The organism is Actinokineospora sp. (assembly GCF_050699995.1).
Taxonomy (GTDB): Bacteria; Actinomycetota; Actinomycetes; order Mycobacteriales; family Pseudonocardiaceae; genus Actinokineospora.
Genome location: NZ_JBOHGC010000373.1, coordinates 1 through 11,255 on the forward strand (window position 1 = coordinate 1; position 11,255 = coordinate 11,255).

The window sequence follows — 11,255 nt, forward strand, 5'->3', positions numbered from 1 at the left end:
ACGAGCTGGAGAAGCTGACCGACGCCGTGCACCGCGACGAGGTGCTGCGGGCCGAGCGTGAGCGCGTGCTCGCCGAGGTGCGTGCCAAGGTCCGCGAGCTGGCCGGTGAGCTGGAGAAGCTGACCGACGCCGTGCACCGCGACGAGGTCCTGCGCGCCGAGCAGCGGCTGCGGCTCGAGCAGTTGGAGACCCGCATCGCCGAGCAGTTCGGCATCGGCCTCGACGACCTGGTCGCCGAGTACGGCCCGAACGTCGCGGTGCCGCCGAGCCCGGCCGAGCTGGCCGAGTACGAGCAGGCCAAGGAACGCGGCGAGGACGTCTCCACGCCGCCGCCGTCGCCGTACGACCGCGACACCCAGGCCCGCCGCGCCAAGCGCGCCGAGCGCGACCTCGCGCTGCTCGGCAAGGTCAACCCGCTGGCCCTGGAGGAGTTCGCCGCGCTGGAGGAGCGCTACAAGTTCCTCTCCACCCAGCTCGAAGACCTCAAGGACACCCGCCGCGACCTGCTCACGGTGATCAAGGACGTCGACGAGAAGATCCTGGAGGTCTTCACCTCGGCCTACGCCGACGTCGCCCGCGAGTTCGAGATCGTGTTCAACGTGCTGTTCCCGGGCGGTGAGGGCCGGATGATCCTCACCGACCCCGACGACATGCTGACCACCGGCGTCGACGTCGAGGCCCGCCCGCCGGGCAAGAAGGTCAAGCGGCTCTCCCTGCTGTCCGGCGGCGAGAAGTCCCTGGTCGCGGTCGCCATGCTGGTCGCGATCTTCCGTGCCCGCCCCTCGCCGTTCTATGTGATGGACGAGGTCGAGGCCGCGCTCGACGACACCAACATGCGGCGCCTCATCGGGTTGCTGGAGCAGCTGCGGTCCAGCTCGCAGCTGATCATCATCACCCACCAGAAGGCCACCATGGAGATCGCCGACGCCCTCTACGGTGTGAGCATGCGCGGCGACGGCATCACCCAGGTCATCTCCCAACGCCTGCAGCGCACCGACCGGGACGCGGCGATCGAGGAGTCGACCGAGGAAGACCCGGCCGCCTGAGACACACTGCCGTGCCTACGGAGGAGTGACCGTCATTCGGACGTCCAGCCCAACGCGTGCGAATAGGCGGAGCGCACGGCGGCGAGGCAGTGTTCGGGAGTGGATAAGTGGTTGGTCTGATGGCCAAGCTGGGTGACCCAGTCGAATCTCGGCAGGCTGCGAAATACGTGTGGCGCCACCGTCCAGCCGGTGATCCGATGTACTAGATCGGCCGACTGCGCGGTCAAGGCGTCCAGCCGCGCCAAGACGGCCAAGTCGTAGAGGTCGCGGGCTGCTCCACGATCCACGGTCTTCATCCCGGCGAACGATGTCAGTGTGGGGACTCGCAGTTCGACCGGGTCGACGTCGCTGTATCGCATCTCGATCAGCCGGTGCTCTGTCGGCCACGCGGTGAGTTCGCGATGTCGGCCGCCGTCCAGCAGCTGAATGCGAACGCTCAGCCCATCCGGCGTACGCAGACTGGCGGGCTCTACGGCACGCACTTCGGTGAGCGGCGGCGCCCAAGACGCACCGGGGAACTCGCGACGCAAGAGACGAGGCGGTTCAGTGGTGATCAGTCGGTGGCTATGTGCGCCAGTTCAGCTGGGTCATGCACGGGGAACCCGTCCGGCGACGGCCAGAGCAAGCTTGAATGCGGCGGGCTGATGGCTCATCGCTGCCAGTTGCTCGGTCAGAGTCCAATCAACGCGCCCGGCGAGCGCACGGATCGCTTCATGGGCGTCCTCCTGTGCGATGCCGCCGAGGGTCGGCCGATGTGCGAGATCCAAGATGGTCTGCTCGATGGTCGTCAACCACCCTTCGCCTAGCTCGGTGCGGGTTCGTTCGATATCCAGCGCGCCGACCGTGCGGGTGACGAACACGATCTTGCCACGATCCGTGTGGAGGGTCGGGCGCTGCTTGGGGACGGCGACGACTGCGGCCGCGAGGGCTCGGGGAATGGCCCCGTGGATCCGTGCGGCGCTCGCGCCCATCAGCGCCACCGGTTCGACGCCGTAGTCCGCTTGACCGATACCCAGCGCTGCTGCGGCGAGGTCAGGGGACCAAGTGCGATCGCCAAGACGGTGCCGGGGTACGAGGGCGTAGTACCCGGTCGCGATCCGGCGCACAGCCCCCGCTTTGGCGAGTCTCGCGACTTCGGCACGGGGGTGTGCGTACACGTCGGCTAGGTCCCGCGGTCGAAACACGGCGTTGCGGCGATGCGCCAGCTCGACTGGTATGCCAATCGACGGCCGCATGACCATCACCTCCGTAGGCTCATAGCCTACGTTCATCATAGTGGATTGCAAAATCGCCCCGATCGCGTGAGCGACCGGGGCGATTCGAGGGGTGAAGCGGTGGGGTTACGCGGTGGCCTTCTTGGCGCTCTGGAAGGTCAGGAACGCCGCGACGCCGGAGGCGATGGCGGCGAGCAGGCCGATGATCAGGCCGAAGCCCGCGCCGGAGGAGAACTCACCGCCGGTGAGGCTGCCCAGGCCGCCGTCGTCGGGCAGGGTCAGCCAGCGGATCAGGATGATGACCGTGGCGCCGGCGGCGAAGCCCAGCCACAGGGTCGCCTTGTTGGGGACGGCCGTGCCCAGGTGCGGCAGCAGGATGATCACCGCGGCGGCGACCAGGAGCAGGACGGCGCCCCAGCCGCCGATGCCCACGCTCCACGCGCTGGCGCTCCCACTGGAGCCGATACCGAGGCCGCCACCGTCCCAGGAGAAGGAGTACCAGGGGAAGAAGCTGATCAGGAACGCGAGCGCGCCCGCGCCGATGCCCGCCCACTCGATCGGGGTGACCTGCTTTGCGTCGAAATTAGCCATCGGATCGCGGCCCTTCTGATCTGAACACTGTGGATTCCGCTATGAAATCGCCGGCCCGGTCAGGACTGTGACGGCCACGCCGGAGGTGGACAGAATTATGGTCCGATCGAGACGTGCGGGAAATAACGGGATCGTTCCAAGATCTGACAAGTTTCCCCAGGTCGTCACTGTGCGGGCATAACCGGTCGCGGTGTGTTCCCGGCGAAATCCGTTCGCTTCGGCGCGGCCTCACCATTCACCATTTGGGTATGTATGCCATTCGCCCCGCCCGGCCCGCCGACCTGCCCGCGGTCGTCGCGCTGGTAGTCCGTCTGCAGGCCGACCCGACCCATCACGTCGGCTATCACGGGGTGACCGAGGCGCAGGTCGCCGAGGAGCTGACCGGTTTCGCGCCGGACTGGGCCTCCGGCGCGGTCCTCGCGGTCGACGGCGACGACCAGCCGTGCGGTGTCCTCAGCGTCGACGCCGACCCGGTTGTGGGGCGCGGTTGGCTGCACGGGCCGTTCGTCGACGTCCCCGCCGAGCACCCGGCGGCCCGTCAGTGCTGGCACAACGCCGCCGACGAGCTGCTGGAGCACGCCATGGCCGTGCCGCGCCTGGCGCGCGTCGACGACCTTGAGCTCTACGGGCATCGCCTCAACCGACGGCTCGGCGACTTCGCCGCCCGCCACGGCTTCACCAACCGCGGCACCAGCCGCGTGTTCACCCTGACCGGCGCCGCGCTGCGCTCGGTCCTCGTTTCCGCGGTGGATGACGCCGATACCGCGCGGCCGCTCGGCGCCGACCCGGCGATCCGGCGACGGGTGATCGACCTGCACGAACGGTGTTTCCCGAACCGGACCGCCACCGGCGCGCAGCTCATCGACGGCACCCGCGGCCACACGGTGGTCGTCGCGACGGGTGCGACCGGCTTGCTCGGCTACGCCGCCGGGTTCGTCCAGCAAGACGAGCTTTACCTCGACTACGTCGCCGTCGACCCGGAGATGCGCGCCGCCGGAACGGGCCGCGCCCTGGTCCGCGCCCTGCTCCGCAAGCTCGCCGCCGACCATGGTGTCCGACCCCAGGCCGCCGCCGTGATCTCCCTGGGCAACGACGCCTCGGAGCGGATGTTCACCGCGCTCGGTTTTGACCTCCATTTGGAACTCGTCGGCTATCGACTGACTCGATAGGGTGATCGGCGGCCAAGATCACTTGACGGTGAGGAGCGTCCACATGCGCGAGACCGGGCTCAACCGACGCAGGTTTCTCGCGGTGGGGGCAGCGACCGCCGTGGTCGCCTTCGACCCGCTGGGGGTCGGGTGGCTCACCGCGGCCGACGCCAGCCCGAACGGGATCCCCGTGCCCCGCCTCGACGGCGAGCTGGTCACCGACGAGGCCGCGCTCGCCGAGGCGGCCGAGGACTACGGGCAGCTCGTGCACGAGCGCCCCCGCGCGGTGCTGCGGCCGGGATCGGTGAACGACATCGCGAAGATCGTCACCTTCGCCGCCGCCCACGGCATCACCGTCGCCATGCGCGGGCAGGGCCACGCCGTGCACGGCCAGGCGCAGGCCGGGGCGGGCGTGGTCATCGACTCCCGGACGATGGCCCGTGTGCACTCGGTCTCGGCGGACCGCGCGGTGGTCGACGCGGGCGTCACCTGGTCCGACCTGATCAAGCGGACCCTCGCGAGTGGACTGACCCCGCCGGTCGCCACCGACTACATCGGCCTCTCGGTCGGCGGGACGCTGTCGGTGGGCGGCATCGGCGGCGCCGGCTCGCAGCACGGGATGCTCGTCGACAACGTCATCGCGTTGGAGGTCGTCACCGGCGCCGGCGCCGTGATGACCTGCTCCAAGACCAAAAACCGTGAGCTGTTCGACGCCGTGCTCGGCGGCCTCGGCCAGTACGCGGTCATAGTCCGGGCCACGGTCCGGCTGATCCCAGCCAAGACCACCGCGCGCGTCTACAACGTCACCTACGACGACCTGACCTCTCTCCTCGCCGCCCAGCGGACCGCGGTCGCCGACGGCCGCTTCTCCTACCTGGAAGGCCAGGTCGTCCCGGTCGAGGGCGGCTGGGACTACCTGCTCGAGGGCGTCGCCTACTTCACCGCTCCGAACAGCCCCGACGACGCCGCGATGCTGGCCGGGCTGCCGGAGCCGAAGTCGACCGAGATCGCCGAGATGTCCTACTTCGCCTGGCTCGACCGCATCACCGCGCTCGTCGACCAGTTACGCCCGCTGATGTTCCCCAACCCGTGGATCAACCTGTTCCTGCCGGACGCGGCCACCGACGCCTACGTCGCCGACCTCGTCTCCCGGCTGAACCCGGCCGACGTCGGCGGCCCGATCCTGCTCTACCCCGTGCCGCGCGACAGGCTCACCACGCCCATGGTCGCGCTCCCCGACAGTCCCACGGTTTTCCTCTTCGCGATGCTGCGTGTGGTTGCCCCACCGAACGGCGACACGGTCAGCAGGCTGCTCGCCGACAACCGGGCCGCCTACGACGCGGCCGTCGCGGTGGGTGGCAAGCAGTACCCGGTCAGCGCGATCCCGGTTCGGCCCGGCGATTGGCGCGCGCACTACGGCGACCGATATTCGCTGGCTCTTCGCGCGAAAGCACGCTTCGATCCGCACGGGGTGCTGACGCCCGGCCAACACATCTTCACCTGACCAGGAGGTCGCTTTGCTCTCGCTCGCGCTCACGGACGACGCCGAACTGAGCCCGCTCGAACCGTGGCAGGCGGAGGAGTTCTTCAAGCACATCGACGCCGCGCGGGCGCACCTGGATGTCTGGCTGCCCTGGGTCGACCGGATCGTCGACACCGAGTCGGCAGGCGCGTGGCTGCAGAACTACGCCGACCAGCAGGCGGCGGGCAAGGGACGGATCTTCGGCATCCGGGTCGGCGGCGAACTGCTCGGCGGCGCGTTGTTCCGCACCTTCGACCTGCGGTTCGCCAACTGCGAGGTCGGCGTTTGGCTGGCGCCCGAGGCAATGGGCAAGGGGCTCGTCACCCGCGCGGTCCGGCTGATGATCGAGTGGGCGGTCGAGGAGCGCGGCATGGCCCGCGTGGAGTGGCAGGCGGCTGCGGGCAACGAGCGCAGCCTGGCCGCCGCCAAGCGCATCGGCTTCACCCGTGACGGCGTGCTCCGCCAGGCGTTCCCGCACCGGGGCGCTCGCCACGACATCGAGGTGTGGTCGATCCTGGCTGACGAGTGGCGCTCACTTCGTGCCGGCGGCGACGGCATCGGGGTCGTCGAGGACGACCGGGCGGGAGCGGTGGCGCAGGGCGAGTAGGCCGCCGACGATCAGCGTCACGGCCACGCCCAACGGCGTGTACCAGGGGAACGCCAAGGCCACGGAGTCACCCGCGGCCTTGGCGAAGTCCACGCCGAGGAACTCGCCGGTCTTCTTGCTGAACTTGAGCCCCAGAATCACGAACGCCATCACCGCGACCGTGCTCAGGAACGCGACGATCGCGTCCACCTGCCGCGCCCTGCGCACCAGCAGACCCAGCAGGAACGCGCCCAGGAGCGCGCCGTAGGTGTAGCCGGTGATGGCGAGCGCGGTCTCGACGATCGGGTTCTTCGTCGTGGTGAACATCGACGCGAACACGATCAGCGCGCCCGCCCAGACCACCGTCCAGATCCGGCCCTGCTTGAGTGACTCCGCGTCCGTGAGCGGGCGCCGCACGAAGCGCTGGTAGACGTCGGTGACCGTGGACGACGCCAGCGCGCCGAGCGAGGAACTCAGCGCCGCCGCCAGGATTCCCGCGATCACGAACCCCGACAGCCCACTCGGCAACTCGTTGACGATGAACGACGCGAACAGTTCGTCGTTGGTCGCCAACCCCAGGTCCTTCACCGGGTCGAGTCCTTTGTAGAACGACCACAGCATGGTGCCGATCAGCAGGAACAGCCCGAACTGCAGGAACACCACGACCCCGCTGGCCATCAGCGCCTTCTGGCTCGCCCTGAGGTCGTTGCACGCCATCAACCGCTGCACGATCAGCTGGTCGGCCCCATGCGAGGCCATCGACAGCACCGCCCCACCCAACACCGCGGTGACAAAGGCGTAGTTGTTGCTCAGCGGCGCGCTCGCGAAGTCCAGCAGTTGCGTCTTGCCCGCGTCGACCGCCGCGCCCAACCATCCGGCAGGCAGCCGGTTCGCCAGCACGACGATCACCGCGACACCGCCCAGGACGTACCAGAGCATCTGGATCGCGTCGACCCACACGACCGCGCGCACCCCGCCGAAGAACGTGTAGACGACCATGGCGATCCCCAGCACCGCGACGATCTGCCAGTACGCCGCGTTCACGCCGTAGGCGGCCAGCACGATCTTGATCGGGATCGCCGTCGCGAACAGCCGCACCCCGTCGGCGAGCAGCCTGGTGAACAGGAACGTCACCGACGCGGTGCCCTGCATCCCGCCGCCGAAGCGTTTGCCGAGGAAGTTGTACGCGGTGGTCATGTTGCCCGCGACATAGCGGGGGAGCAGCACGAACGACACCACGATCCGGCCGATCACGTACCCGATCGCGAGCTGCAGGTAGGTGAACGCGCCCAGGTACGCCACGGTCGGCACGCTGAGCACGGTCAGCGTCGAGGTCTCCGCCGAGACCACCGACAGGCACGCCACCCACCAGGAGATCTTGCCCTCGCCGACGAAGTAGTCGCTCCCCGACCGCTGCCGTCCCGCGATCCAGATGCCCAGCAGCGGCATCCCCACCAGGAAGACCACGATGATCGCCAGGTCAAGTGCGCGCACTGAGCCCTCCGAGGGGTTGGGGGACGACGATCCGCAGTCGGTCGGGGGTGCCGCCGATCGGATCGGGCAGGCGCACGGGTCGCGCGCCCGGGGTGATGCCGCCGAGCAACCGCGGTCCAGCCGCGCCGGTGGCCGGGTCGACCGCGATGCCGCTCCAAGTCAGGAAGCCCAGGAGCGCGGCCAGGTAAGCCTCCTTGGCGTCCACCGGCAGGCCGAGATCGTCGGTGGTGGACACGGAGACCGGATCGAGAGCGGCTCGCAAAGCTGAGAGCAGGGCCCGGTTGTGGACGCCTCCGCCGGACGCGACCACTTTCTTGACGTCGTGGCGGCGACACGCGTCGGCGACAGTCGTGGCGGTGAGAGCGACGAGGGTGGCGAACAGGTCCGCGTCGGCGACCGCCGGGACATGGGTCAGCGCATCGGACAAATAGCGCGAGCTGAACAACTCCTTGCCGGTCGACTTCGGCGGCGGTGCGGCGTAGTAGGCGTCGGCCAGCAGGACGCCGAGGAGGTCTTCGCGAACCCTGCCCGCGGCGGCCAGCACGCCATCGACGTCGTGGGACTCACCGAGCCGGGCCTGGGCCGCCGCGTCCAGGAGGGCGTTGCCGGGGCCGGTGTCGAAGGCGAGCGCGGGCGCGTCCGGGGTGAGCACGGTGATGTTGGCGATCCCGCCCAGGTTCAGCGCGGCGGTGGGCGTCTCCGGATCGAACAGCAGCAGCCGGTCGAGAATCAACGCCAGCGGCGCGCCGTGTCCACCCGCCGCGACATCGCGGGCGCGGAAGTCGGCGACTACCGGCAACCCGGTGGCCTCCGCGATCCACGCGGGCTGTCCGATCTGGAGGGTGCCCCGGCAGCGGTTGCCGTCGACCCAGTGGAACAGCGTCTGCCCGAGTGAGGCGACCAAGTCGGCGCCCTCGGTCCCGACAGCGATCACGGCATCCGCGAAGGCCTGCCCGACGGCGGTGTCGAGCTTGCACAGGGTCTCGGCGGAACAGTCGCCCGGCGGCAGTGCGGCGGTCAGCGCGGCCCGCAGGTCGTCCGGGTAGGGGACCTGGGCGTGCCGAACCGGGACGAGATCGATCGTGTCCCCGCGGACGGTGAGATCGGCGACGGCCACGTCGACACCGTCCATCGAAGTACCGGAGATCACCCCGACGACGCGGTACCAACCCATTGCTCTTGGTCTATTGCACCCGTCCGTTTGGCGCAAGAGGTCACTTTTTCCCGGTGGTCGGTGCGCCCGCCTGGCGGGATGCGAGGATGGCCGGGTGTCACAGACCCTGATCGTCATCCTCATCGTCGCCGCTGTCGTGCTGGTCGCCGCCCTGGTCACCGGTGTCGTGCTGGCCAAGCGCAGGCGCATCAGCCTGGCCGAGGCGAAGCGGGAGGTCGAGAAGCCCAAGGGCGGCGGCTACCAGGCGGGCGGCGGGATCAGCCTGGCCCAGGGCGGTCCCACGGCGACCGCGCCGCCGCACCCGGTGGAGGACCGCACCGAGGTCGACGGCCAGCCCGGGGTCGGCGACGACGCCTCGGTGCCGCGCGACTCGCCGCGGCGGGGGATCGTCGACGTGACCCTGCCCGACGACCAGCTCCTCGACGAGGCCGATGAGGACCTGACGGGCAGCATCCCGGTCCAGGGCCACGCGCCGACCGACCGCATCCCCACCCAGGCGGGGATGACCGACATCGTGCCGCCGCCGGTCATCCCCGAGCAGCCGATCGGCCCGCACGCGCCCGACATGGACGAGATCGCGCCGACGTCGGGCAGGCTCGAACGGCTGCGCGGGCGCCTCTCGCGGTCCCGGTCTGCGTTCGGCCAGGGCCTGCTCGGCCTGCTCGGCGCCGGTGACCTGGACGAGGACTCCTGGACCGAGGTCGAGGACACCCTGCTGCTCGCCGACCTGGGCGCGGCCACCACCCAGGAGATCGTCGACCGGCTCCGCACCGAACTCGTCGCCCGCGCCGTCCGCACTCCCGAGGACGCCCGCGCGGTGCTCCGCGAGGTCCTGATCGACGCGCTGCACCCCGAGATGGACCGTGCCGTCCGCGCGCTGCCGCACGGCGAGGGCGAGGCCAAGCAGCCCGCCGTCGTGCTGGTCGCCGGGGTCAACGGCACCGGCAAGACCACCACCACCGGCAAGCTGGCCCGCGTCCTGGTCGCCGACGGCCGCACGGTCGTCCTCGCCGCCGCCGACACGTTCCGCGCCGCCGCCGCCGACCAGCTGCAGACCTGGGCCGACCGGGTGGGCGCGGAGGTCGTGCGCGGCAAGGAAGGCGCCGACCCGGCCGCCGTCGCGTTCGACGCGGTCAAGCGCGGGTTCGCGACCGGCGTGGACGCCGTCCTGATCGACACCGCGGGCCGCCTGCACACCAAGACCGGCCTGATGGACGAACTGGGCAAGGTCAAGCGGGTCGTGGAGAAGCAGGCCGAGGTCGACGAGGTGCTGCTGGTCCTCGACGCCACCACGGGGCAGAACGGGCTGACCCAGGCCCGCGTGTTCGGTGAGGTCGTCGACGTCACCGGCATCGTGCTGACCAAGCTGGACGGCACCGCCAAGGGCGGCATCGTCTTCCAGGTCCAGCGTGAGCTGGGGGTTCCGGTCAAGCTGGTCGGGCTCGGCGAGGGCGCCGACGACCTGGCCCCCTTCGACCCGGCGGCGTTCGTCGACGCGCTGCTCGGCTGAACTGTCCCAACCGCGTGACGGGGGCCACTATGGACCCATGGTCGACATCAAGTTGCCGGGCGAGCCGGTCGAGCGCGACGCGGAGATCCTGACCCACGACGCCCTGGCGTTTGTCGCCGGGTTGCACCACGCGTTCGCCGACCGGCGCGACGAGTTGCTGCGCGCCCGGGTCGTCAAGCGGGAGCGGGCCTCGCGGGAGGGCAGGCTCGACTTCCTCCCCGAGACCCGCGAGATCCGCGAGTCCGACTGGCGGGTCGCCCCCGCGCCGCCCGCGCTGACCGACCGCCGCGTCGAGATCACCGGGCCGACCGAGCGGAAAATGGCGATCAACGCGCTCAACTCCGGCGCGCGCGTCTGGCTGGCGGACCTGGAGGACGCGAACACCCCGCACTGGCGCAACGTCGTGTCCGGCCAGGTCACCCTGTTCGACGCCGCGCGCGAGCAGCTGGAGTTCACCTCGCCGGAGGGCAAGCACTACGCCGTGGACGCCGAGCGGCCCCCGACGATCGTGGTGCGGCCCCGCGGCTGGCACCTCGACGAGAAACACGTGCTCCTCGACGGACGCCGCGCGGTCGGCGCCCTCGTGGACTTCGGTCTGCACTTCTTCCACAACGCGCGGGTGGCCGGGCCCTACTACTACCTGCCGAAGACGGAGAGCCACCTGGAAGCGCGGCTCTGGAACGACGTGTTCACCCACGCCGAGCGCGAACTCGGCATCGCCCACGGTTCGGTGCGCGCCACCGTCCTGATCGAGACCATCCCGGCCGCGTTCGAGATGGACGAGATCCTCTACGAGCTGCGCGAGCACATGTCCGGCCTCAACGCGGGCCGCTGGGACTACCTGTTCAGCCTGATCAAGTACTTCCGCGACGCAGGGCCCGTGTTCGTCCGTCCCGACCGCGACGCCGTGACGATGACCGCGCCGTTCATGCGCGCGTACACCGAGTTGCTCGTGCGCACGTGTCACCGG

Annotated in this window: 11 protein-coding genes; 6 read left to right on the forward strand and 5 right to left on the reverse strand. The window is 70.0% G+C overall.

The genetic code is table 11. The annotated features are described in order from the left end of the window. The coding region (locus ACRDSQ_RS18455; RefSeq protein WP_431422774.1) for an AAA family ATPase at positions 1-1,046 on the forward strand (1,046 nt) is incomplete at its 5' end. A 32-nt stretch (positions 1,047-1,078) separates the two neighbouring features. Here ACRDSQ_RS18455 and ACRDSQ_RS18460 read toward each other — a convergent pair. From ACRDSQ_RS18460 to ACRDSQ_RS18470, 3 genes are all read right to left on the reverse strand, one after another. Continuing rightward, on the reverse strand, positions 1,079-1,528 hold the full coding sequence (locus tag ACRDSQ_RS18460; RefSeq protein WP_431422775.1) for a hypothetical protein: 450 nt from the start codon (positions 1,526-1,528) through the stop codon (positions 1,079-1,081). A 105-nt stretch (positions 1,529-1,633) separates the two neighbouring features. Continuing rightward, positions 1,634-2,281 (reverse strand): type IV toxin-antitoxin system AbiEi family antitoxin domain-containing protein, encoded by a 648-nt coding sequence (locus ACRDSQ_RS18465; RefSeq protein ID WP_431422776.1) that lies wholly within the window; start codon positions 2,279-2,281, stop codon positions 1,634-1,636. Between the two features lie 105 nt (positions 2,282-2,386). Next, the gene (locus ACRDSQ_RS18470) at positions 2,387-2,851 is read right to left on the reverse strand and encodes a hypothetical protein (RefSeq protein WP_431422777.1); all 465 of its coding nucleotides are present in this window, start codon (positions 2,849-2,851) and stop codon (positions 2,387-2,389) included. A 248-nt stretch (positions 2,852-3,099) separates the two neighbouring features. On the opposite strand from ACRDSQ_RS18470, the gene ACRDSQ_RS18475 reads away from it, so the two are divergent. From ACRDSQ_RS18475 to ACRDSQ_RS18485, 3 genes are read left to right on the forward strand one after another with little or no spacing between them, the layout of a single operon-like run. Next, entirely contained in the window at positions 3,100-4,020 is a 921-nt protein-coding gene (locus ACRDSQ_RS18475; RefSeq protein ID WP_431422779.1) for a GNAT family N-acetyltransferase, read from the forward strand. Positions 4,021-4,063: 43 nt separating this feature from the next. Next, a complete protein-coding gene (locus tag ACRDSQ_RS18480) occupies positions 4,064-5,503 on the forward strand; it encodes an FAD-binding protein (protein ID WP_431422780.1) in 1,440 nt (479 codons plus the stop codon). Between the two features lie 13 nt (positions 5,504-5,516). Next, positions 5,517-6,128, forward strand: coding sequence for a GNAT family N-acetyltransferase (locus ACRDSQ_RS18485; RefSeq protein ID WP_431422781.1), 612 nt, complete (start codon positions 5,517-5,519; stop codon positions 6,126-6,128). Here ACRDSQ_RS18485 and ACRDSQ_RS18490 read toward each other — a convergent pair. Beyond that, entirely contained in the window at positions 6,054-7,601 is a 1,548-nt protein-coding gene (locus ACRDSQ_RS18490; protein WP_431422782.1) for a sodium:solute symporter, read from the reverse strand. The genes ACRDSQ_RS18485 and ACRDSQ_RS18490 overlap by 75 nt on opposite strands. Further along, positions 7,588-8,775 (reverse strand): anhydro-N-acetylmuramic acid kinase, encoded by a 1,188-nt coding sequence (locus ACRDSQ_RS18495; RefSeq protein ID WP_431422783.1) that lies wholly within the window; start codon positions 8,773-8,775, stop codon positions 7,588-7,590. The genes ACRDSQ_RS18490 and ACRDSQ_RS18495 overlap by 14 nt, the downstream gene beginning before the upstream one ends. A 94-nt stretch (positions 8,776-8,869) precedes the next feature. On the opposite strand from ACRDSQ_RS18495, the gene ftsY reads away from it, so the two are divergent. Both ftsY and ACRDSQ_RS18505 read left to right on the forward strand, forming a co-directional pair. After that, complete coding sequence (gene ftsY / locus ACRDSQ_RS18500; RefSeq protein ID WP_431422784.1) at positions 8,870-10,285, forward strand: signal recognition particle-docking protein FtsY; 1,416 nt, start codon at positions 8,870-8,872, stop codon at positions 10,283-10,285. 37 nt (positions 10,286-10,322) lie between these two features. Next, the coding region (locus ACRDSQ_RS18505; protein ID WP_431422785.1) for a malate synthase at positions 10,323-11,255 on the forward strand (933 nt) is incomplete at its 3' end.

Coding starts and splice junctions, on each gene's coding strand:
- ACRDSQ_RS18465 (WP_431422776.1), bottom strand. CDS start 2,281: ATGCGGCCGTCGATTGGCATACCAGTCGAGCTGGCGCATCGCCGCAAC.
- ACRDSQ_RS18470 (WP_431422777.1), bottom strand. CDS start 2,851: ATGGCTAATTTCGACGCAAAGCAGGTCACCCCGATCGAGTGGGCGGGC.
- ACRDSQ_RS18475 (WP_431422779.1), top strand. CDS start 3,100: ATGTATGCCATTCGCCCCGCCCGGCCCGCCGACCTGCCCGCGGTCGTC.
- ACRDSQ_RS18480 (WP_431422780.1), top strand. CDS start 4,064: ATGCGCGAGACCGGGCTCAACCGACGCAGGTTTCTCGCGGTGGGGGCA.
- ACRDSQ_RS18495 (WP_431422783.1), bottom strand. CDS start 8,775: ATGGGTTGGTACCGCGTCGTCGGGGTGATCTCCGGTACTTCGATGGAC.